The sequence below is a fragment of the Arcobacter suis CECT 7833 genome (genome assembly GCF_003544815.1).
Lineage (GTDB): Bacteria > Campylobacterota > Campylobacteria > Campylobacterales > Arcobacteraceae > Aliarcobacter > Aliarcobacter suis.
The window spans coordinates 904121-926719 of the sequence record NZ_CP032100.1 but is presented as its reverse complement, the minus strand read 5'-3'; the positions used below and the strand labels follow the sequence as shown (position 1 = coordinate 926719).

The window sequence follows — 22599 nt, the reverse complement described above, 5'->3', positions numbered from 1 at the left end:
GCTCTTTTGTTATGATTTTTTCTTTCTCGTTAGATTGAGGTATCATTCTCTACCATCACTTTCATAACCCAAAGCTTTATAATTAATTTCCATATTAGGTTTAGAATCATCACTATCAAGCCAATCAACAGCTTTATTTAGAACCTCTTCAACTGTATCACCTGTAAAATCTTTTGCTCCATCAAGGACAAGTCTATACTTGCCTTTTTCATATTGCAAATCAAAGTTTTTACAATCTGCTTTCAAAACATTAAATAACTCTTCTAACATCTTAAACCCTTTCCAACCAGCCAACAAAATTCATTTCTTGCTCAGGATTTTTTTCTATAATCTTCACATACTTTCTATATTGCTCTCCATTCAGAGCTTTTAAAAGCTTTTGCTTTTCACCTCTTTTAAGAACTATCTCTAAAGCAGCTAAAGTCATAGAACCGATATAACCTGTTGTTGGTAAATCTTTATAAATCCTTTGATTTCGATTTATATGATTTAAAGCAGTTTGTAGAAATAGTCCTGCATCATCTTGTCCCATATTCACACTTGTATCAAACAGCTCAATTGCAATCTCTTTATCTTTGATATTTGATAATCTCAAAAGGTCACAATTCCAAAAGTCATAAAAGTAAATAGTTTTTGCTTTTTCCAAAGTAAGATTTGCAATATCAAGCTCAGGATAAGTTTTCTTACTTATCCCAAACTTTGTCTCACCACCATTATCAAACTTGCTATTTACATAACCTTTTTCAATTTTTAGAACTGTTGTAAAAGCTTCATCAAAAAAGCCTTTATTAGTTTGATTCTCACTCATACTTGCTCTCCTGTTACCAGCTTTTTATCTTCAACTGCTATTTCTAAACCTGCTAAATCTAAAACTATATTTTCTAAAGCTCCATCAACTTCACCATTTTTTCTATGTTTAAATCTGATATATGATTTTGTTCCTGCAATCTCTGTAGCATCATCAATCATAGTCATAGCTTCTTTCCAAAGTACATGTTGAATTGGATAAGATTTTAAACTCAGGATTTGTTTTGCATCAACTTTTCCATTCTTTACATCAAATACTCTTGTGATTAATGTTTGAATTTCAGCATCAGCTCCGTTTGTTTTAAGAGTTAAATACTCATCAATCTTTTCTTTTGCAAGACTTAGTTTTTGGTCAAAAGATATAAGTTTTGCAACTTGAATTTCAACTACTTTTGTTCCATCAAAAGACTTTAATGTAACAGTTCCACTCTTTGAAGTGATTCGCTCCATGTTGTACTTTTGTCGAAGTAAATCTACAAATCCATAACACTCCTCAAAAGCTTGAGTTTTAAATCTTAATAAAAGAACTTGTAAGTCAATTGCACCTGCTGTTAATCTTTCAACAACATCATCTTCAAGTTGCTTATCAATAGTCACCATGTCTTTATGTACATAAACACCTTCCTTATTGCACCATTGCCCAGCTCCATTTACTTTAGGCATATATTCTCCTTATAATTTATTTTTTGAGTACTCAATAAAGCTCACCATTGTGAGCTCTATGAATGCTCTTCGCTATCATCACCAAGAGGATATTTTTTAGAACTATTTTGATTTGCTTTATTTCTCAGCATTCTTAACTTTGTTTCTTCGTTATCTTCTTGTTTTAACCATTCTTGTAAAGTTATACTAACAAGCTCTGCACTTTCTTTATTTAATTGCATTACTAATGCACCATTTCTAATAGTGTAAACCAACTCATTATTTACTGTTTTAGAATTTTCCATGTGAATATATTTATTCCCTACAATTTGTACTGTTTTTTGGTCTGTTGCATTCATTTCGTCTCCTTAAATGGTATTTTTTCTTTATCTTCTCTTTTAGTTCTTAGCACTTCATTTAGGATAAATCCTCCTAGAAAGCATAAGAAACATATCACTATATACATTGCAGTAGTCATGAATCTATCTCCTTTAAAAGTTGCATTAAATCTGTTGTTGTACTTTGTACACCTATAATTTCTTGTTTGTAATGTTCTTTGATTTTTGAGTATATTTTTTGGGGATTTGGGTATTTTTTTCTAGCAACTAGACTGATTGTAGCTTTGGATAGCCCTAGTTCAATGGCAACTTTTCCTATGGATTTTTCTTTAATTTTTTCTTTTAGTATTTCTAGTGCGTCCATAGGTGTTTCAGTTCCTTATCTTTTTCATAAGCTCCATTGTTTATATATGCTAAAACAACCCTTGCTCTTTTGCTTGAAAAAATATAAGAAACCCTATCGTTTTCATTTTCTTTAAAACTATCAATCCTAATCCCAAGTTTTTTTAATATTTGCCACCAATCTGATAACCTTTTTCTAGTAACTCCTGATTGATATGCCAATTCATCTCTTTTTAAAACTTCATTTCCTATAATCACATTCAATACTTGTGTAAGTTCTTTTGGTACAGCCACGTAACGCAAAGGTTTCTTATCATCAAGTATCTCTTGAATATCTTTATATTTTTTTTGCTTATGAAATGTAAGTAAAGTATCCAATAAACTTTTATCAATCTCAAAAGTTCTATTTTGTTTTATCTCCAGCTCTTTTTTATGCTCTTTTAAAACTCCAAGCTTTAACAATACATTTACTACTTTTGCAAACACACCTTTACTAAGCTTTGACTCATTGAGAACTTCATAATAAACCCTACTTTGTAGCTCTCCTTTTACTAATATATTTGCAACTTTATTGATAGATTTTATTAATTCTATATCTATCTTTTTATCTTCACTTTTAGATGATATTGCTCTCTTTTCATGCCTTGAAAAAACCGTATAAGACCTATTCATTAGAGATTTCTCATCCCTATCTTGAATAATTAAACCCTCTTTTTCAAGTCTTTCAAGTATCTTTAAGAGAGTATCTTTTGAAATACCTGTTATGAGTAATGCATCACTCAACATAAAGAATTTTTTCATCTTTATGTATCGTTTTACCCTCTCTTCTAGTTTATTTGGCATTGATTTTCTCCACTCCACTTGCCTTAAAAGTATTCAAACTAGCACTTGATAAATCGTTGTTTTCACAATACTCTTCAAGTGCATTTAAAAGTACTTTTACGGGTCTAAAATTTCCATATCTAGTGAAAAAATGTTCAACTAAATCATCCTCGATTGTTATATCAGCATTCAAACAAAGCTGTTTTATATCATGCTGTGTTGTATCACCCATTTTTACTTTTCTTGAAAATCTCTCATAGTAGTGAGTGTCTCTTTTAAACATTTTGTCACATTGTTCCATTCCAGTTAGAATAATTGGAGTTTTTGCCATATCGTGAATATCTCTTAACATTAAAAGAAGTTGTTTTTTACCGTTCATAAATAAAGTATCAACTTCATCTATTATCAATATTCTTTTACTCAAAGTTAGTTCATCAATAATTCGATGTTGTAAGGTTGAAGTAGTTCCCGTATCTTCTATCTCCAAAGCTTCACAAATATCTATCATCATTTGTTTTGGAGTCCAACTTCCTAATGTTCGTACCAAAGCAGCACCCTCATCTATTGCTAACTTCTCAATAATAAGTGATTTACCTCGCCCTGCATTTCCATAAAACAGACCCATTTTTTCCATATCTCGTGGAAGCCTTGATAACTCTCTCATTGCTTCCAAACAAAGCATAAAGTTTGTTGTTTGTATAAATCTATGTTGCATCTTTTCTCCTATCCTACTTTTGCTTGAGATTTTGCAATCTCATATAAATCTGGGTATTTATCCATTAGCTCTTCGTCTTTTTCATTTATTGCTTCAGGATGTTCAAGTACCCAAATAAACCTCTCTATTTTTGTTTTAAATGCTGGTCTTCCACTTGGAAGTACTTTTGCAGGAAGTCCCTCTTCATCTTTATTTTTGAAATCATATTTATTTGATTTTTCCATTGCTTTTAAATCTGCAAGTTCAATAATTGGTGCATTTTTTATAACTGCATCTATCACTTCACTTCGTTTTGTAACAGCAACTGTATGAGTTTCAACTCTATCTTTAACAGCTTCAATCCTATCCATGATGGTAATATCAGCAATACTTTTAGCTTCATGTAGCATCTTGTCAAGATGTTTTGTAAGAGCGGTCCATCTTTGTGCTGCTCTTTTTGCCATTGCTCTACTTTGACCTGTATGTGCTGGGTCTTCAGCAATTGCTATAAAAGTCATATCTGTTTTATGGACAAAGATATAACCCATATCATCAGGAACTAATATAAAAGCATTCTCACCCATGTGATCTATTAAATCATCATGCCAATAGTTAAGCCCATCGTATGCAATACCTTTTTTACCAATCTTTCTGATAATACTTTCGCCTAACAATAGATTCAACATACTTGCATCTGGTATTGATTTAACAGTCATAGGACATCTATTCCATTTTGCAACTGGACTAATACCTAAGCTTTTATGCTTTTCTTGCTCGTGAATATTTAAAACCCATTTATCACATAAGTCTTGTAGTTCATCAGCTGTTTTAAGAACTTCAAGCCTAAGCCCTAAGTTTTCTTTCTTGATTTTCCAAGCATCTTTTATTACTTTTTGTTCTTCCTCAGTTCTTGAGGCATTTAACTTTTTCCATTTCTCAATGGAGTTAATTTTTTGTGCAAAAGATTGTCTTGCTTGTATTTGAGCTCTTTGAGATACATTTGCTCCTACAAATCCTGGCACTTGCATAAACAATTGCCTTGATAAAGTTCCAAACATTCGCTCAATATGTGGTTTTTTATCTCCACTAAAAGGTGGCACGATAACTGGGTTTATTTTCAAGTTATAACAAATACTCATGAAGTGATTTGATGTATAGTCTTTTCCATTATCAATTACTACATTCTCAGGAATACCAAGTTTTAGTATTGCTTTTCGTAAAAGTTGCGAAATACTATATGCACTTGAAGTTTCAGATACATGAAATACAACTCTTCTTGTAAATACATCAATTGCAGCCATAATTGCATATCTTTTTCCATCTGCACAAATAATATCAGCAGGTGTTGAGTCCAACTCCCAATAATGATTTTTGTATTGAGCTTTTTCACTTGCATTTCCAATGGCAGGCATATATTTATTTTTTGCACTATCAGGACTTTTTGCAAATTCATAGAAAACTGGATTTTTCTCTTTCCAATCACGATAAAATCTATTTAAAACATCATAAGATGGCATTAATTCACCGAATTTATGTTTCATATTTAGATGAATTTCAGAGATATTTATAATGCTATCTTTGACAAAGTAAGCAATAGCAACCTCTTTGGTCTTTTCATCTAAACTTTTAACTCCTGCTCCAGCAGCACCTCCTCTTTTATCAATGAAAATTTCAACTATATTGCTACCCTCAGCCTCAGCCTCTTTATATTTTCTCAGCCAAGTATCTAGTTGTCTCTCTGTTACATCACCCAAACAAGTAAACTCTATGTTGTTTTTTAAAGTCTCTTTTAACCACTTCATCCTATTTGTATTTGATTTTCGTGCAAGATAAAACTTAATCAGCTTACATCGCATGATTGCTATCTCTTGTTTATCAGGAGTAGCCAATAAATAGGTCTTTGTAAAATTTGCTTTTGAAATGTCGGTTTGCTCTTCCTTTTTTTTTGGGGCAAGTCCAAGCTCTTCGAGCTTATCTTTATATCTTTGAGGCAAATCATCAAACTTATAGTGTTTGACTGGTTTTGCACTTCCTTCTATATTTTTAGATTCACAAGGAGTTAGTTTTAGAGCATTTGAAATAGCTTGTTGAGAAATTCCTAATTTATCGGTTAAATTTTTTTCAGTAAATTCCATCCTATACCTCCCAAGGAAGTTTGCCTATCCACACTTTGTCTTTTTTTAGTTGGGCTATTATTTTTCTAGCATCACCACTCTTATTTGAGCTATCTTTTTTTCCCGTAATTGCTCCACTAAATACATCATATAATGTAGCTCTATCAACCCCATGAGCTTTAGCATAAGCTTGAGGAGAAAATCCTCTTGAATCAAACCTTTCTCGTAAAGTCATAGATTTAAAATCTTTTTTCATCGCCTACCTTTACTCTAAAATTTCTTTTTCAATAAATTCAACCAACTCTTTTTTTCCCTCAAGCTTATCGCCCTTTACAAATACAAGCTCCAACTTTGTTGGGTTGTTTTTATGACTACATATAAAATACTTCTTTCCAAACATAACCTCCGGCTCTGTTTGAATATTCCAAAAACCAAAATTAACTATCATTTTTAAACTCCTAAATTAAAATATAAATACTCACAAAAATTAATACTTTCATCAATATTCACGGTTAAGCCCTTATTTGATACTGTTTAGCTGAGTACTCAAAAATATCAATATAAGGACTTAAGCATAAACATTATGCTGGTTTATAGATTTTGCTGTTTCAACCAATCAGCCATCCGTTCCTATTCTTTTTATACTCCCTAGGCGGTCAATAGCTCTCGCTAATCAAGGAGTTATTTATATTAAAAATATTACTTTTCAAGACAAATCAAGGCAAAAATATTAAAAAACTTATTTTTTAATCGCCTTGTGATATAATTTCCGTCTTATGTGTCGGAAATATGTTGGAAGTATAAAGGAAATTTTCCTATTTGTCAAGATAAAAAAGGATATTTTCCTATAAAAAGGTTGAAAAAATGTTATCTGAAAGAATAAAATTAGTTAGAAAATACCTAAAATGCGATACTCAAAAAGATTTTGCAGAATTAGTAAATTTTCCTTTTTCTAGAGTTCAAGACATAGAAAGAGGTAAAGTAAAAGAGTTAAAAGCCATAGAATTAGAATATTTACAGGAAAATTTCCTTATTAATAGTTGGTGGTTAATAACAGGCAAAGGGGAAATGCTTATTTCAGAAACAAATGAACTAATAAAATCAAACAATAATTACAATATAGATTTATTGAATGTTAGAGCTGGAGCCGGAGAGGGAATATATAACTATGTAATTGAAACTGTTGATACTATCTCTTTAGATAAAAGCTTTTTTAGAACTCCTATTAATACTAACAAAGTAAAAGGTATTCAAGTAGATGGTGATAGTATGGAACCGACTTTAAGAGACGGTGATTATGTTCTAATAGATGAAAATACAACTTTTGGAATAAATGGAGTTTATGCTATCCAACTTGGAGGACAAATAATTATCAAAAGGCTTCAATTCAAAATGGATGGAACTATACTAATCATTTCAGATAACACAAAATATCAAAGTGAAACTTTTAACCCAAGTGAAAATCAACTACCTTTTCAGGTATTGGGTTTAAAAGTTTTAAGTATTCAAAGATAAATAAATTAAAAAAAAAAGGAAACTAGTGATACAAGTATTAGATATAACGTCTATTGAAGAAATAGAGAGATTAAGAGAAGCCATATTAAATAATGAAGATTATAAACTAGGAAAAGTTAAGCCTATAAAACATATTATAAAGTTAGATGGTGGTAGATTTAATCATTATAATATAAATTATATAACTTCTGATATTGCAAAGATAATATTATCTCATCAAAAAAACTTTGAAAAACTTTTAAATGAACTTGAAAGTAAATTTGAGATAGCATTTAGTGAACAGGAAAGAGTATTACGGTTTCAATTGAAACACGGTTGTTTGGAGATTTTTAGTGATATATTTAGTAAGGAGACTATAATGAGTATGGACAGTAAACATAAAATGTGGACTCTTATAACTATTGCAAGTCTCGTTGTTGGAGGTTTTAGTGCTAATGAATATATCAATCATCTAAATGAACAAATTCAATCCCATGAAAAGATTAAAATGAAAGAACTTGAAAATCTAGATAACCAAAACGAAAGAAACGATAGAAATAATGAAAGAGAAGCAACAAAACAATATTTTGATAGACTTCACGAAGTTAATAAAGTTTTACTCCAAAATAAAACAATTCAAGATTCAATAAATACTCCTAAAAAAGAAACCTTAGCCATATTAAAAGATAATGAAGTATATAAAACAGTAGACCATAAAACTCTTACAAAAAATGATATTTCGAAATTTGATTATATTGCTCCGAATCTTCAAGATATTGAAGAAGAAGTTACAGAAATATATACACTTGAATATTATAATTTCGTAAGAGATGGAAAAATGTTTAAAATTGTAGGTATTAGTCAACCAGCAAATTCTTCTATATTAACACCTCAAGAAAGGATGAAGCTAATTAAAAAGGCTGATAGTAAAGAACAAGTTAAATTGAGGTTAAAAATTATAAAAGATAGAGTAACTAAAAAAACAAAAGATGCATATATTTTAGAATATATAGAAAACTAATTTTTATAATTATTTGCTTGTAAAATGTAAGTAATATTCCTACATTTTATCAGCAAAACTTTAAAATTTTTACTTGTATTGCTACAGTTGTATTAGTTGTATTGCTCAAGTTGTATTACACTACTTTTACAACCGCTTCACTCTTTTAAATTTCAAAAATAAAATGAGTCTTGAAAAAAGGATAAAGTTCTATTTTGTGGTAATTATATGCTGATAAGAGATGTATAAAAAGATGTTGAATAAAGTTAAAGATTGTGTATAGTAAAGTTCAATACACTTACATTTTAACAACCGCACTAGAAAAAGGGAATAAAAGCCGATAATATGGGCTAAATATGGAGAAAAAAGCTTTTAGAAAATACATACATTTTAAACAATACCTCACATGTATTTTGCTTATGAAATGTATGTACACATAAAAACAATACTTATTTCGCTATTTTACCTACATTTCATACGCAAAATATAATTTACTTTTGGAATAAATATTGTATATTGTTTTATAGTTTTTTCTTCACTAAAGGAGTTGATTTATGAAACGAGACATTATAATTATTGGTGCAGGGATTATGGGTTTAACAACTGCATACGAACTTCTTAAGGCTGGTAGGAAAGTTACTATTATAGATGAAAGTGACATAACTGATTCAACTTCTTTTGGTAATGCTGGTTTATTATCTGCATTTGACAAAGGACCTCTTGCTAATCCTGGAATTGTATTTAACACTTTAAAACTTATGCTCAAAGGTGAATCACCTGTTAATATACACCCTACTTTAGATATTAAAATATACAAATGGCTTTGGAAGTTTGTTAATAGTGCAAACAAAGATAGATTAAAAAGAACATTAGCCTTATTTGAGAAGTATGGGCATATCTCTAATGACTTATATGAGAAGATGCAGAATGTTGATGGATTAGACTTTGACTTTCATAGAAAGGGTATGTTATCTGTTTTTACAGAGCAAAGTAGTTATGATAAAAAGTTACTTGACTATGCCATTAAAAATGATGATATATTTGAAGTAATAGAGAAAAATAAAATAAAAGATTTCATACCTTGTGTAACTGATGATGTAAAGGGTGTAATTCATTTTAAACGAAATACTCACTTTGACCCAAAAAGAGTTATGCTTGAGCTAAAAAGATATTTAAAAGAAAATGGTGCTGAGTTTATATTAAACGAAAGAATAATGAATATTGAATATGGAAATAAAGAAATAAAATCAATTAGTTCTGCACTAAATACTTATGAAGCTGATACATACATAATGTCAACAGGTTATCAAACACTTTTAGCTGATAAACTAAAACAAAATCTAATGATGACTCCAGCTAAAGGTTATAGTCTAACATTTACAATGCCTAAAGAATTACAGCCTATTACTTCAACACTATTTGCTGATTTATTTATTGTTATGACACCTAGACGAGATGATATAAGAATTACTTCTAAATTAGAAATTGGCTCAATAGATCATAGAGTAGTAAAAGAACAAATAGAGAGTATAAAAGAAAACTTCAAAAAATATACTATTCCTTTTGAAATGGAAAATATTATTGAATGGACTGGATTTAGACCTTTAACACCTAATGATATGCCTTTAATTGGAAGAGATGAAAAATATAAGAATCTAATCTATGGAATGGGTTTAGGTTGGCTTGGTATGACATTTGGTCCAGCACTTGCAACTATATTAAAAGATTTAATTATTAATGATTTAGAGAATAAAAACAGTGATGATATTCTTTTATTTTCTGGCTTTTATCAAGGTAAATATTAGAAATGTAGGTTAATACCTACATTTCATAGGCAAATTAAATGCTGATATCTTGCCCACAATTACTACAATAAGATAATCCTTTTATTGTTTTGTGTTGGCAAAATCTACACTCTATTTTTAGTTGATTTTGACAACAAGGACAAAAATTCATTGTTTTAAAATCAACACTATTTCCACAACTATTACAAATATTTTTATTATAAGACTCTACTTTACTTATACTGTTATTTTTTAGTTTATTGTTGTTTTCTTTGTATCTTTTTTGTACTTTTATTATTAAAAAAGCAAATATAAAAACAAAAATTATAATCACAAAATAATAAACTACAAATGGAATTTCAAGTTCATAAAAAAATTGCATCAATTTTTCAAGAAATATTTTTGGTAAAAATTCATATATTAAACTAAAAATTGAGATAAAAGTTGGAATTAAACTTATTATAAAAATGTTTTTAAACATCACATAAAGTATATATTTTTCTTTTAGTAAATATCTTTTCATTAAATAGAAAAATCCAAAAACTAATGGAAATAAAAATAGCAAAGTTACTAATTCTATTTTTAAGCTGTATGCTTTATTTGCTTCTTCTATGTCATCATTTATTTGTACATTATTATCATTTACATAAGAAATTAAATCTTTTACACTTTTTGACTCAGAAAATGTTTTATAAAAATCCTCTTTTTCTTTTTGGATTTTTGCTAACTCTTTTTCATAAGTTACATATCTTTCTTTTACATTTTGAGTTGTTAGATTATCTTTGATAATTGATTTATCTGTATTTTGAGAAGAGAGTTTTTCAAATAAAACTGTGTTGTAGTTTTCTTTTATGTAGTAAAGTTCATTATTTATTTTATTTTCACTATTTAATAATTCATTTTGAGCAATAATGAGCTGTTTAATATCATGTTCTTTTTTAACTTCTTCTATTTTTGTATTTGAAATAGAACATCTATTATCTATTAAAGAATCTTTTATTTCTTTATAATTATCATCGTAATAATAGTTGTTATAACTATCTTTTGAATAAAAATATGCATTAAAATCATCAATATTTGTACTATTTATAACATCACGACATTTGTATGGGAAAGTAACTGTTGGGCTATTTAGAACTCTTGTTTGAAAATCAATTCCAAGATTTAAAGTGCTATAAATTAATATATCCAATAAAATAATAAAAAAAATAGTAAGTTTTGATAACTTCTCTGTTCCATTGTAAACAAAGTTATTTTTATAAAAACTTTTTATGAACTCTTTCATATATAAACTCCTAAAAAAATTAGGAGCTATTTTACTCTTTTAGTTTGTTACTATTATTAAATTATAATTATTTATATAAAGTATTTAGAAGCATTATCTTTTAGTTTTTTAAAAATCTCATCAAATGAAGCTGGATATACTCTTGTTCCACCAAGTGTACTTATAAAATTTGTATCTCCATTCCATCTTGGAAGCATATGATAGTGTACATGTTGTTCTATTCCTGCACCTGCTGCCTTTCCTAAGTTCATACCAATATTAACACCCTCACATGGCATAACTTCTTTTAAAAGCTTTACTCCTTGTCGCACACGTTTACTCATTTGTAACCAAACATCATCTTGTAAATCTTCAATATTTGAATTATGAAAAAAAGGAACAACCATCATATGACCTGGACTATATGGAAATTTATTCATAACCACATAACAATATTCATCAAAAAATACAACTTGCATTTTTTCATCAGCTATATTATTAGATATATGACAAAAAACACAACCCTCTATTTTTTCTTCACTCACATAATCATATCGCCATGGCGCGTATAAATGTTCCATTTTTATCCTAGATTTTATATAAAGTTTGGAGCATCATTTGCAAATAAAATCAAATCACCAGATCTTGTTGTTTTTGCTAAAGTTGCTTCCATTAATGCTTTATCTTTTAAAACATATACTTTTTCTTTATCGATATTTGCACTAAACAGATGTGTATTTAAACTTCCAGTTAAAATTACAAAATCAAAATTTTTATTTATCTCTTTTGCTAAAAGGATATTCGCTTCATCTGTTGATTCAACAAGTCCAGGAGTTATAATTACTTTTCTTCCTGTATGAGTTGAACAAATATTTACAGCTTCAAGCATTCCAGCTAGATTTCCATTAAAAGAATCATCAATTATGATTTTTCCGCCTGCTTCTATTTTTTGAAGTCTATGTTCAACTTGAGGAAGAGTGCAAAGAGCCATTTTTATTTCATTTATACTCATACCTAAATAATGAGACACTAAAATAACTGCTGTTAAATTTATAGCATTAAAACTTCCCAAAATTGGAGCATGGAAATGTTCTATATTTCCGGCAACTTCAACATCAAACCAAATTCCATCTAAATTACTTTTTGTAATATGCAGATTATTTGGGTATTTTGTAATAGCTGGATATGGTTTAATTGGAACCGATTCATGAACAAATCCCATTTTCATTTTTGGAGATTTTAAAATTTCCATTTTTGTATGGATTATATTATCAAGGGTTTTAAAATACTCAATATGTTGTTCTCCAACACTTCCTATAACACAAATATCAGGTTCTAAAAACATTGTAATTTCTTCAATATCACCTTTTACTCTAGCCCCTGCTTCTGCAATATATATTTGTGTATCAAGTGGAATATCTTTATTTACATCAAGTACAATTCCTGCTATTGTATTTACACTTCTTGGTGTTTTATAAGTTTTATACTTCTTTTTCAAAACATGATATAAATAGTTTTTAATAGATGTTTTTCCAAATGAAGCAGTAATTGCAACTGTTCGTAATCCTGCAATACTTTGAAATCTTTGTTTTGCTTTATGTTTAAAAGAGATAAAAAATATTTTTTCCATAATTGAAGAAATAACGTAAACTAAAATCAATGGAATAAAAATAAACATATTTGTACAATCAGGACTTGCTAAACAAAGTGCTGTCATTGCAAATGTTATAAAAAGTAATATTGCTAAAAATCTTTTAACACGTGATGTTAAAACAAGAGGTTTATCTAACTTTTTATTCCATAAAACAAAACTTGTCATATATATAAGATAAAAATAAATTGCATAATAAGGTTCAGGAATAATATAAAAAAGAACTATAGGTGATAAAAAATATGTAATATGCCATTGCCATTTGTGATGTTTTAGGATAACTCTTTCTAATTTATAGTTATACCATTGAAGATTAGTAATTAAATACCAACCTAAACTCATTATTAAAATAATGTGCGTAATAATATTAAAGTATTCCATTTTCAATTCTCTCACTTATATTTTTTGCATTTTTTGCAAAGAAAAAATGATCTCCATCATAAGATGTAAATGTTGATTTTTTTAGTAATGATGCCATTTTTTTTCCAGATTCCAAAGAAGTAGCTGTATCTTTTTCTCCCCAAAAAACTAAAGAATTATTTGAGAAGTTTGAAAAATATGATGAAAAATCTTCATTTACAACATTTTTAAAAGTTGCATACATATTTTCACTCATTGTATTTACATCTTTACTTCTAAATCTTTTTGTAATATTTCTTAATCCTAAAGCATTAAAAATCTTTGCCAAAAAGATTTTTGCTTTTACATCAAAAGGTTTTTCTTCTAAAATTCCAGCACTACTTAATAGTACTAGATTTTTAGGCTTTAATAAAACTGCAACTTTCCCACCATAAGAGTGACCGGTAATTATATCTTTTGAAGAACTTAAAAGATTCAAAAATTCATCAACAATTTTGCCATAATCTTGTGTTGTTAATACATAATCATTTGAACTTTTCCCAAATCCTGGTAAGTCAATATAAATATGTCTAAAATCTTTCAAATAAGGTGAAAAAATATTTTTCATAATATCCTTATTTGAACCCCAACCATGTAAAAAAATTATATCTTTTGTAGCTGTTGGATTTACTATTTCATAAGAAATATCAAAATTTTTATTATCAACAATCAGATTTTTTGTTGCCAAAACTTATTTTCCTTTAGTAGCTTGTATTTTATTTACATATTCATAAGTTATTGGAATATGTTTTTTTAGGGGAAGCGTATTTGCTACATCATTAAATAAAGTTGCAAAATCTTCAAATAGATAATTTGCCATAGACCCAGGAATTGAATTTATTTCATTTAAATATACAGTATCATTTACAACGAAAAAGTCACATCTAATGATTGAGCCTTCAAATAAAGTATTATAAAGTCTTCTAAATGACTCTTTTATTTCTTCATTTAATTTTTCTCCTAAATCAACTTCTAAAGCTTTTGAAGTTCTTGAGAAATCTAAATATTTTTTATCAAAATCTAAAAACTCAGCTTTTTGTGGCTCTTCAATAATAGAAAATCTAAACTCTCCATTTACTTTTGTTCCAGCTAAGTTATACTCTTTTACTCCACTAAGGAATGGCTCAATTATAATTGCATTATCAAATTCATATGCAACATCTAAAGCATATTCTAACTCTTCTTGATTTTTTACAATTGAAACACCAATTGAACTTCCAAGTTTTACAGGTTTTAAAATAACTGGAAATGAATCAACAGTAACTTTTTGACCTTTTGTAAAATATTTATAATCTAAAGTATTAACTCCAACACTTGAAGCATAACCTTTTGTTAAAAATTTATTTGAACTAACTACACAAGCTTCAGTTCTTGGAGCAATAAATGGAATATTATAAAAATCTAAAACAGATGATAAAATACCATCTTCTCCATCTCCACCATGAGAAAGATTTAAAACAACATCATAAGGAATAGTTTGTTCTTTTGAAAAAAGTCCACCTTTTTTGTAAAAGCCACCTTTTTGGAAATAAACCTTGTCAAATTTTTTATATTCACCCGTGCTAAACAATTTTGATTTGATAATATTCGTAGGGATTAAATATAAATCTCTCGATGCATCTAAAAATAGATAAATTAATTCATTGTTTAATACATCTTTCATAGCAATTGAACTTACTATTGAGATTTCATGTTCAAAACTCACTCCACCAAAAACTATAGCTATCTTCATCAAATTCCTTTTTTATAAATATATTTTATTTTTGTAATTTTTTTAATGCTTCTTTTACTAAATCACTTGTATTTCCACTCACACAAGTTTTTAATACTTTTGAAACTAAATCTTTTTTAAATCCTAAAGATTCTAATGCAAGTGCTGCTTCAAATGAAGAAGAGAATGCTGTATTATCACTTCCATCATGTGAATCAACTATAAACCCTGAAAGCTCAACTAATATTCTACTTGCACCTTTTGGACCTAGTCCTGGAACTCTTTTTAGCATTGTAACATCATTATCATTTACAATTTGTGCAAAAGATGTTGGTGTAAATGTAGAACAAATTGCTAGGGCAACTTTCGGACCTACACCATTTATTTTAATAACCGTATCAAAAAGTTTTTTTTCATTTACATCTAAAAATCCATACAAAGATTGAGAATCTTCTCTAATTATATGAGTGATTTCAAGCTTTACTTCATCAGAAATAACTTTTGAACTACAATTTATTGAAACAAAAACTTCGTAAATTATTCCACTTACATTTACATTTAATAACGTTGGTTCTTTCTTTGTTATTTTTCCTATAAGCCCGACTATCATTATTCTAACTCTTTATCTTATAAAATCTTGAATTTAATATTTAATTAATATTTAATAAATGAAGTTCATTATATAATAAATACACTTAAACAAAAAAGGCTGGTGTCATGCTTGAATTAATAACAAAAAAAATAAGTAATAAGATAATTGTTGCTCTATTTATTTTAATGTCGCTAAGTAGTATTACAGTTGTATATTTTACAACATCTAAAGTGACAAAAGATTCTATTGAAAAAACAAAAGAGAATCTAGAGATGTTAAATGCTGCGATGTTTCAAAGTCTAAGAAATGCAATGAATACAGGAGATCCTGTACAAATAGCAAAAGCAGAAGAAGATGCAAGACATATCAAAGGTGTTAAAAACTTAACTGTTGCAAAAGGTAAATCTTTAATGGAGTTATATCCTTCTAGTATTCCATATACAACAGATAAAGAAGTTTTAAGTACATTTGATTCTAAACAACCTTTACTTTTACAAACACATAATGAAAATGGTCACAATATAAGAATGATAAAACCTATGATTGCAACACAAGAGTGTTTAATGTGTCATGGTAATCAAAATGAAGGTGATGTAATTGGAGTAATGGATTTAACTTTTTCATTAGATGAAGCTGATATACAAATAAGAGCTTTAATTACAGAAATTTCAATAATATCTGTAGTATTAGCTTTTATAACTATTGGTTTAATTTTCTTTATAGTAAGAAGAGCTACTAATCCAATTGAAAAATTAAAACATGGATTTGAAAATCTATTACATTCTAATGATACAAATATATCTTTAGCTGTTGAATCAAAAGATGAAATAGGTGAAGTTGCAACTTTATTTAATGCTTACATGGATAAAGTAAGAGCTGGTTTAAAACAAGATGCTATTGTAATAGAAGAAGCAAGTGATATTTTAGAAAAAACTGCAAATGGATTTTTTGTATATAAAGTAAATGCTAAAGCATCAAACCCACATGTTGAAGATTTAAAAAATAGATTAAATTCTATGATTTTAAGTACAAAAGATACTTTAGATAAAATCAATGAAACATTAAGATATTATTCAGAATCAAAATTTGATTATAAAATAGATGATGATGGAATTTATGGGAACTTAGGTTCATTAACAGCTGGTATTAAACTTGTAGGAAATAATACTTCTGAAATTTTAGCAATGGTTATGAATACAGGAAATGCATTAAATGAAAGTACTCAAACCCTTTCAGGTGCTTCAAATAATCTGTCAACTTCTTCAAATCAACAAGCAGCATCACTAGAAGAGACAGCAGCAGCATTAGAAGAAATAACATCAACAATTCAAGCAAATACATTAGCAACAAATAAAATGTCACAACTTGCTCAAAATGTTACAGTATCTGCTAGAAATGGACAAGATTTGGCAAATCAAACTGCTAAATCAATGGATGAAATAAATAAAGAAGTAAGCTCAATAAATGAAGCTATTGAAGTAATTGATCAAATTGCATTCCAAACAAATATTCTTTCTTTAAATGCAGCCGTAGAAGCTGCAACTGCTGGTGAAGCTGGAAAAGGATTTGCAGTAGTTGCAGCAGAAGTGCGAAACCTAGCAAATAGAAGTGCAGAAGCAGCTCGAGAAATTAAAAATATTGTTGAATTAGCTAGCAGAAAAGCTAAAGAAGGTAAAAATATATCTGATAATATGATTGAAGGATATAAAGAATTAAATGAGAATATTTCAAATACAATTTTGACAATAAATGAAGTTGCTGGTGCTTCAAAAGAACAAGAAAAAGGAATAGTTCAAATTAATGATGCTATTAATTTATTAGATCAAGCTACTCAAAAAAATGCACAAGTTGCAGATCAAATTTCAACTATGGCTGAAAATATTGCTAATATGTCAAACTCTTTAGTAACAGCTGCTGCTAAAGCTTCATTTTTGCAAGACTCTTTAGATAAAGTTGCTGATGTAGATTTAGTTTACGATACTGCTTTATTAAAAGTAGAAGTATTAAATACAAAAGATAAAGTATATGCAAAATTAGGTGATTATAAATCATTTAAAATAGAAGAAAACCAAAGTTTAAAACAGTGGTGTGAAAATCAGATTAATTCAACTAAAAAAGTTGATATGGAAATAATAAATAATATAGATATGTTAAATAAGAAATTCCATAATAATCTGCAAGATTTAGTTGATGCAAATTCAAATAAAGACTCGAATGAAACTTTGAATAAAAAAGCAAAAGAAGTTGAAATAGATACTTTTAAAATTTTTACTAATCTTAATAATATAAAAAAAAATAGTTGAAATAAATAAATTGGGATAAAAGAAGAAAACTTCTTTTATTCTAAGACTGCATTTGTTTTATCAATGCTTCTAACTCATCATTAGACAACATCTCATCACATGAGTCAATGTTTTTAGCACTTGGTGCTAGATTATATTGGCTTTTATCTATATCATTTTTCTCACAAACAAAATTTACAACTCTTTCTATTTTTTGTCTATGTAAATCTTGATGTTGTAATAAACCAAAAATATCAGAAATTTTGTTTATTACTTTATCTTTTTTATGTAAAGGCAGTTCTAAATTGTTTATCATTTCTTCAATTGATTCTGTATTATCATAAATTAATTGAGCATTAATCTCTGATTCTTTTATAACTTCACATAATTGGGCAATTAACTCTTCGTATGACATTAAACTTCCTTTATTTTTTAGATACTTTAAAGGAGTTTAACTTATTCTAACTTAATACATTTTATATTTATTTAATTATTAATGAATTATTTCAGCAATTACTTCAGTTGCGTATGAACCTTTTGGAAGATAAAATTGTATCTCCATCCAGTTTTTTTCTTCTTTATAGTTACTTGAAATATCTTCAGGGAAAATCCAAGCAAATCTTCTTGCACCATCTTCACCTGTTTTTTCTTCAAACTCTTTTTCAATTTCATAAGCTAAGTCAACTGAGTTTTTAACCCTATTTCCACTTAAAAGTCCTGTTGGAACTCTATCCCTTTCATTGAATTTTTGCGATTCTTCTTCTAAATTTTCAATTGTAAAAATTTTTCCAAAAGGATAATGAGATAATAAATCACCAGTCATTACTTTAAAAGGATGTTTTTGTTTTTTCATCTGTTTTACAATATCAAGTGGAAGATTTAATTTTTGATAAATCTCTTTTGGCTCAAACGCTTCAATTAATTTTGATATTTCAATTCTTTTTGAAAGCCAAGAGTTAAAAAGATAACTTTGATAAGCATTGATATACATTTGCTTTAAATTCCTTCTTTTCTCTTTTAGTTTTCCATCAATAATATCTTTACCTTTTTTATAATTATCACCCTCAATTCCAAATCTTTGAAAACCAAAATAATTAGGAATTCCATGAGTTACGATTGAACCTAAAGCCTCTTCGATTTTTCTTTTTTCTATAGAACCAACTCTTTTAAGTCTAATGAAAAATTTATTTCCTTTTAAGTGCCCTACTTTGATTTTGTTGTTATGGTAAGTTGTTTCAAGTATTTTTAGGTTTTCATTTTGAAAAGATTTTAATTGTTCTTCATATTTTCTATGAACTGAAATTGATTGAACAGTCATAGCATTTTTATCTTTAAGTCCTGCATATCCAAACTCTCTTGAGCTACAATTTAGATATTTTGCAAGTATTTCTATTGCATCCCAAGTTGCTAAATCTTTTTTTCTAATTTTTAAAACTAAATGTTCACCCTCACCTGAAAATTCATAAAGTGGGATTTCCGTAACTACGAAATCATCTTTGTTTTGTTTAAAAACCACATCAATTTTCGAGTGATTTAAATATCTTTGTAATTGTTCCAAATATTTTTCCTTATTTTATTTATATTTTAAAAATGATGATTTTTACAAGCAGTTCTATATTTGCCTTTTATAGCTTTTGCAAATATATTTAAATCTACTTTATGTTTTTTTGCAATTTTATTTATTTTTTCTAAATTCTTCTCATCAAAAGAAAAAAGAATTTCATACTCTTCCCCTGAACTGCCAATACTTTCATCTATTTCATTAAAAAACTCAAATCCCACAGAACTTGCTTTTGATAATTTTTCTAATTCAAAAAATAGTCCATCTGAAATATCCATTGAAGCTGTAATATATGGCGCAATTTCATAAAAAAAGTATGGTTTTAATTTTGGTTTTATAAATTTTGATTTTTTAGAAACCTCTTTATTTTCAAAAAGTTTTTGTAAATCTTCTTTACAAGAACCCAAAATCCCAGTGTGACAAATCAAATCATTTTTTTTGACACCACTTCTTAAAACTGGATTTGATGTTTTTGAAATTATAGTTATTGAAATATCAAGTTTTTCATTTGAGATTGTATCTCCACCAATAATTTGAATGTCAAATTTCTTAGCTGCTTTTTTAAATCCTTTTACTAACTCTTTTAAATCTTCATTTGTATATGATTTTGGAATTGCCACACTTAGAAGTGCATATAGAGGAATTGCATTCATTACAATTGCATCTGAAATATTTACAATCATTGATTTATAAGCAATTTGTTTTAAACTCATCCACTCTTTTTTAAAATGAACATTTTCAAAAAAAGCATCCATTGAGTAAACAAAACCATCAATAAAAGCACCATCATCGCCAATAATTTTATTATTTGAAAATTGTTTTATAAAATATTCTTCTTTATTCATATCCTATTATATCAAAGATGAGCAAAATATACACGGTGATTTGTCTTTTTTGAATAAATTACAAAGAGGATAAAAAATATCTTAATTATTTTAAAAAAATTATTGTATAATATTTCCTTAAATAATTAAATTTAGGAGATACTATGCCAAAAATTAACAAATATGTTGATATCGATACTGTTGAAAGAGAAGCTAAAAAAGATTTAATAGATAGACACAGTCCATTTATTCACTGTGCATCAAATGCAAAAAAAGGTGAACCATTTGAAGTAACTGTAAAAATGGGTAACGAATATACTCATCCAGATGATTTTGATCATTATATTGAATCTGTAACTTTATATAATGGGGATATTCAATTAGCTAAAGCTTCTTATGTTCCAGGAACACTAGGAAATGTTAAAGCTCATAACACAACTACATTTACAATTATTCCAACTGGAAGTAAATTAAACTTAGTAGCTCACGGTTACTGTACAAAACACGGTATCTGGGAAGGTACACCAGTAGAAGTATCAGTAGCTGAATAAGCACTAAGCACTACTGTATCGAAAAGGTAAGAGATTTTTATCTCTTACCTTTTTTTATTTTTATTACCTATTTGTAACCTAAGATTACAAAAAAAATTAATGCATCTTAATTTTAAACTTTTGAACATCAGTAGCATACTTGAAAATATAATCTACATATCCAATTGTTTCTCTTGCATTATCGCCTGTGACTAAAGGTAAAGATAATTTTATTTCATTCCAAAACTTTTTATTTCCGCTTTTTTTTTGAGCTCTTAAAATATTTCTAATTCCTGCATTATATGAAGCAAAAGCAAGTTTCAATCTCTCTTCATCTGTTCTTCCTAAATCCCAAACTTTAAAAAGTTTATTCATATAGTAAATTTGAGCCCAAATTGATTGTTCTGGATTTTCTCTATCAAATCCATCTTTAAATAATGCTAGTTTAGTTTTTAACTCTTCACCAATTTGTGTAGCAGTTGCTTTCATAAATTGAGCAATTCCCACTGCACCCATTGGACTTACAGCTTTAGTATCAAATCTACTTTCTTGAACTGATTGAGCTATCAAGAAAGATACAATATCTATCTCTGGAGTTATTTGAATATTATGTTTCCATAATACATTAATCGCATCTTCATATTCATTTGAATAAGTTTTTACACCAACTTCTATTGCGTTTGCTACTGTTATCATTTTCATTTATTTACCTCTTTTGCCTTTTCTTCCTGCCCTTTACACCAAGCAATATATCTATCAATTTGAGATTCATAAAAAGCAATCCCACCATTTAGTTCTTCACTTCTTAATTTTGCTAAGTTAAGAATATATTCTGGTGCTTCAATATCTACTTGTTCGCTAAATACATATTTTTCAAATTTGAAACACTCCACCTTTGGCTTAAAAACTATTTGTGGCTCTTTACTAGAACAGCCAACAAATAAAAAACTAAAGCTTAAAAGTACCAAGCTTAGGACACTCTTTTTCATCTTGTTTTACCTCCTTATATTTTTTCACATTTTGAACTTCTTGTTTTACTTTTTCACTTATTTTTATTAGTGGCTCTTTTTCTTTTTGTGTTGTAATTTCAAAAGTATTTTTTTCTTTTTCAATTTCTAAAGTTTGCTCATAGGCTTTTATAGTTAAATCATTTATATTTTTTTGTTCAACTAGATCATCACTTTTTATTTTCAAATCTGTTTTTAGACTTTGATTTTGAGAATAGAAATAAATAAAAGCTAATATAAACGCTACAAAAAAATAAATTTTGAATTTATCGAAAAATATTTTTATTGGATTCATTCTGTTTTCCCCCTTTTTTGAAATAAATCTTTTAAAACATTACTAATAACTATCAATGCATCATGTTCACTTATTCTTTGTTTTTCTCTAACTGCAATAATATTTCCAAGAATTGATATTAATTCAGCCAAAATAAACATACCTAAAGCTAAATTACCTATAAAACCAAACTCTTTGATAACTGAAACTCCTAAAAAAATAAAATAAATAGCTAATAGCAATCCTGTTTTTCTAAGCATACCTGTAACAATAGGACGAGAAGAAAGCTCTTTAAGAGTAAATCCTTTTATTATTCCTGTTATTATGTCCGCAGACATCAAGATGCATAAAACAAAAAATGCTTTATGTGGTATTTCGGCATAATCTAAAGCAACAATTACCAAACTATATACCACTACAAAATATACTTTTACGATTGTTGCTAAATCATTTACATTTAAATTCAC

The 22599-nt window shown here is 27.9% G+C and carries 28 protein-coding genes; 5 read left to right on the top strand and 23 right to left on the bottom strand.

Going from position 1 to position 22599, the window contains the following annotated elements; genetic code table 11:
- Positions 1 to 42: 42 nt before the first annotated feature.
- From ASUIS_RS04760 to ASUIS_RS04715, 10 genes are all read right to left on the bottom strand, one after another.
- Complete coding sequence (locus tag ASUIS_RS04760) at positions 43 to 270, bottom strand: hypothetical protein (RefSeq protein ID WP_118885935.1); 228 nt, start codon at positions 268 to 270, stop codon at positions 43 to 45.
- Position 271: 1 nt separating this feature from the next.
- On the bottom strand, positions 272 to 808 hold the full coding sequence (locus ASUIS_RS04755; RefSeq protein WP_118885934.1) for a glycoside hydrolase family 108 protein: 537 nt from the start codon (positions 806 to 808) through the stop codon (positions 272 to 274).
- Positions 805 to 1470, bottom strand: a complete 666-nt coding sequence (locus ASUIS_RS04750) for a DUF3164 family protein (RefSeq protein ID WP_118885933.1) — start codon at positions 1468 to 1470, stop codon at positions 805 to 807. The genes ASUIS_RS04755 and ASUIS_RS04750 overlap by 4 nt, the downstream gene beginning before the upstream one ends.
- Before the next feature lie 56 nt (positions 1471 to 1526).
- Complete coding sequence (locus tag ASUIS_RS04745) at positions 1527 to 1808, bottom strand: hypothetical protein (protein ID WP_118885932.1); 282 nt, start codon at positions 1806 to 1808, stop codon at positions 1527 to 1529.
- 115 nt (positions 1809 to 1923) lie between these two features.
- Positions 1924 to 2151: a hypothetical protein gene (locus tag ASUIS_RS04740; protein ID WP_118885931.1), complete on the bottom strand. Its 228-nt coding sequence runs from the start codon at positions 2149 to 2151 to the stop codon at positions 1924 to 1926.
- Positions 2139 to 2972: a hypothetical protein gene (locus ASUIS_RS04735; protein WP_118885930.1), complete on the bottom strand. Its 834-nt coding sequence runs from the start codon at positions 2970 to 2972 to the stop codon at positions 2139 to 2141. Before ASUIS_RS04735 ends, ASUIS_RS04740 begins: the two co-directional genes overlap by 13 nt.
- Positions 2962 to 3666 carry an ATP-binding protein gene (locus ASUIS_RS04730; protein WP_118885929.1) on the bottom strand — a complete coding sequence of 235 codons (705 nt, stop codon included), beginning with the start codon at positions 3664 to 3666 and terminating at the stop codon, positions 2962 to 2964. Before ASUIS_RS04730 ends, ASUIS_RS04735 begins: the two co-directional genes overlap by 11 nt.
- An 8-nt stretch (positions 3667 to 3674) precedes the next feature.
- Positions 3675 to 5780, bottom strand: a complete 2106-nt coding sequence (locus ASUIS_RS04725; RefSeq protein WP_118885928.1) for a DDE-type integrase/transposase/recombinase — start codon at positions 5778 to 5780, stop codon at positions 3675 to 3677.
- 1 nt (position 5781) lies between these two features.
- Entirely contained in the window at positions 5782 to 6015 is a 234-nt protein-coding gene (locus tag ASUIS_RS04720; protein WP_118885927.1) for a hypothetical protein, read from the bottom strand.
- 9 nt (positions 6016 to 6024) lie between these two features.
- A complete protein-coding gene (locus ASUIS_RS04715) occupies positions 6025 to 6207 on the bottom strand; it encodes a hypothetical protein (protein ID WP_118885926.1) in 183 nt (60 codons plus the stop codon).
- A 416-nt stretch (positions 6208 to 6623) separates the two neighbouring features.
- Here ASUIS_RS04715 and ASUIS_RS04710 point away from each other — a divergent pair, with 416 nt between their 5' ends.
- From ASUIS_RS04710 to ASUIS_RS04700, 3 genes are all read left to right on the top strand, one after another.
- Complete coding sequence (locus ASUIS_RS04710; protein ID WP_118885925.1) at positions 6624 to 7274, top strand: S24 family peptidase; 651 nt, start codon at positions 6624 to 6626, stop codon at positions 7272 to 7274.
- A 25-nt stretch (positions 7275 to 7299) separates the two neighbouring features.
- Positions 7300 to 8274: a hypothetical protein gene (locus ASUIS_RS04705; RefSeq protein WP_118885924.1), complete on the top strand. Its 975-nt coding sequence runs from the start codon at positions 7300 to 7302 to the stop codon at positions 8272 to 8274.
- A gap of 533 nt (positions 8275 to 8807) precedes the next feature.
- Positions 8808 to 10058, top strand: a complete 1251-nt coding sequence (locus ASUIS_RS04700; protein ID WP_118885923.1) for an NAD(P)/FAD-dependent oxidoreductase — start codon at positions 8808 to 8810, stop codon at positions 10056 to 10058.
- 34 nt (positions 10059 to 10092) lie between these two features.
- Here ASUIS_RS04700 and ASUIS_RS04695 read toward each other — a convergent pair whose 3' ends face one another.
- The 6 genes from ASUIS_RS04695 to ruvA form a co-directional block, all read right to left on the bottom strand.
- Complete coding sequence (locus tag ASUIS_RS04695) at positions 10093 to 11322, bottom strand: zinc ribbon domain-containing protein (RefSeq protein ID WP_118885922.1); 1230 nt, start codon at positions 11320 to 11322, stop codon at positions 10093 to 10095.
- 71 nt (positions 11323 to 11393) lie between these two features.
- Positions 11394 to 11882, bottom strand: a complete 489-nt coding sequence (locus ASUIS_RS04690; RefSeq protein WP_118885921.1) for an HIT family protein — start codon at positions 11880 to 11882, stop codon at positions 11394 to 11396.
- Positions 11883 to 11896: 14 nt separating this feature from the next.
- Positions 11897 to 13333 (bottom strand): Mur ligase family protein, encoded by a 1437-nt coding sequence (locus tag ASUIS_RS04685; protein WP_118887638.1) that lies wholly within the window; start codon positions 13331 to 13333, stop codon positions 11897 to 11899.
- Positions 13320 to 14039: an alpha/beta fold hydrolase gene (locus tag ASUIS_RS04680; protein ID WP_118885920.1), complete on the bottom strand. Its 720-nt coding sequence runs from the start codon at positions 14037 to 14039 to the stop codon at positions 13320 to 13322. The genes ASUIS_RS04685 and ASUIS_RS04680 overlap by 14 nt, the downstream gene beginning before the upstream one ends.
- Positions 14040 to 14042: 3 nt before the next feature.
- Positions 14043 to 15083, bottom strand: a complete 1041-nt coding sequence (locus ASUIS_RS04675; protein WP_118885919.1) for a D-alanine--D-alanine ligase — start codon at positions 15081 to 15083, stop codon at positions 14043 to 14045.
- Between the two features lie 25 nt (positions 15084 to 15108).
- A complete protein-coding gene (gene ruvA, locus ASUIS_RS04670) occupies positions 15109 to 15672 on the bottom strand; it encodes a Holliday junction branch migration protein RuvA (protein WP_118885918.1) in 564 nt (187 codons plus the stop codon).
- 107 nt (positions 15673 to 15779) lie between these two features.
- Here ruvA and ASUIS_RS04665 point away from each other — a divergent pair, with 107 nt between their 5' ends.
- Positions 15780 to 17957, top strand: a complete 2178-nt coding sequence (locus tag ASUIS_RS04665; protein ID WP_118885917.1) for a methyl-accepting chemotaxis protein — start codon at positions 15780 to 15782, stop codon at positions 17955 to 17957.
- A gap of 40 nt (positions 17958 to 17997) precedes the next feature.
- Here the strand turns inward: ASUIS_RS04665 and ASUIS_RS04660 are convergent, their stop codons facing one another.
- From ASUIS_RS04660 to ASUIS_RS04650, 3 genes are all read right to left on the bottom strand, one after another.
- Positions 17998 to 18351 (bottom strand): hypothetical protein, encoded by a 354-nt coding sequence (locus ASUIS_RS04660; protein WP_118885916.1) that lies wholly within the window; start codon positions 18349 to 18351, stop codon positions 17998 to 18000.
- Between the two features lie 78 nt (positions 18352 to 18429).
- Positions 18430 to 19494, bottom strand: coding sequence for a tRNA pseudouridine(13) synthase TruD (gene truD, locus ASUIS_RS04655; RefSeq protein ID WP_118885915.1), 1065 nt, complete (start codon positions 19492 to 19494; stop codon positions 18430 to 18432).
- A gap of 26 nt (positions 19495 to 19520) precedes the next feature.
- A complete protein-coding gene (locus tag ASUIS_RS04650) occupies positions 19521 to 20342 on the bottom strand; it encodes a thiamine-phosphate kinase (protein WP_118885914.1) in 822 nt (273 codons plus the stop codon).
- A 143-nt stretch (positions 20343 to 20485) separates the two neighbouring features.
- On the opposite strand from ASUIS_RS04650, the gene ASUIS_RS04645 reads away from it, so the two are divergent.
- Complete coding sequence (locus ASUIS_RS04645; RefSeq protein ID WP_118885913.1) at positions 20486 to 20872, top strand: class II SORL domain-containing protein; 387 nt, start codon at positions 20486 to 20488, stop codon at positions 20870 to 20872.
- 96 nt (positions 20873 to 20968) lie between these two features.
- Here ASUIS_RS04645 and ASUIS_RS04640 read toward each other — a convergent pair whose 3' ends face one another.
- The 4 genes from ASUIS_RS04640 to ASUIS_RS04625 are packed head-to-tail and all read right to left on the bottom strand — an operon-like array spanning position 20969 to position 22599.
- The gene (locus tag ASUIS_RS04640; protein WP_118885912.1) at positions 20969 to 21553 is read right to left on the bottom strand and encodes a transglycosylase SLT domain-containing protein; all 585 of its coding nucleotides are present in this window, start codon (positions 21551 to 21553) and stop codon (positions 20969 to 20971) included.
- Positions 21550 to 21744, bottom strand: coding sequence for a hypothetical protein (locus ASUIS_RS04635; protein ID WP_128326720.1), 195 nt, complete (start codon positions 21742 to 21744; stop codon positions 21550 to 21552). Before ASUIS_RS04635 ends, ASUIS_RS04640 begins: the two co-directional genes overlap by 4 nt.
- 55 nt (positions 21745 to 21799) lie before the next feature.
- Positions 21800 to 22153 carry a hypothetical protein gene (locus tag ASUIS_RS04630; RefSeq protein WP_118885910.1) on the bottom strand — a complete coding sequence of 118 codons (354 nt, stop codon included), beginning with the start codon at positions 22151 to 22153 and terminating at the stop codon, positions 21800 to 21802.
- Positions 22150 to 22599, bottom strand: a complete 450-nt coding sequence (locus tag ASUIS_RS04625) for a phage holin family protein (protein ID WP_118885909.1) — start codon at positions 22597 to 22599, stop codon at positions 22150 to 22152. Before ASUIS_RS04625 ends, ASUIS_RS04630 begins: the two co-directional genes overlap by 4 nt.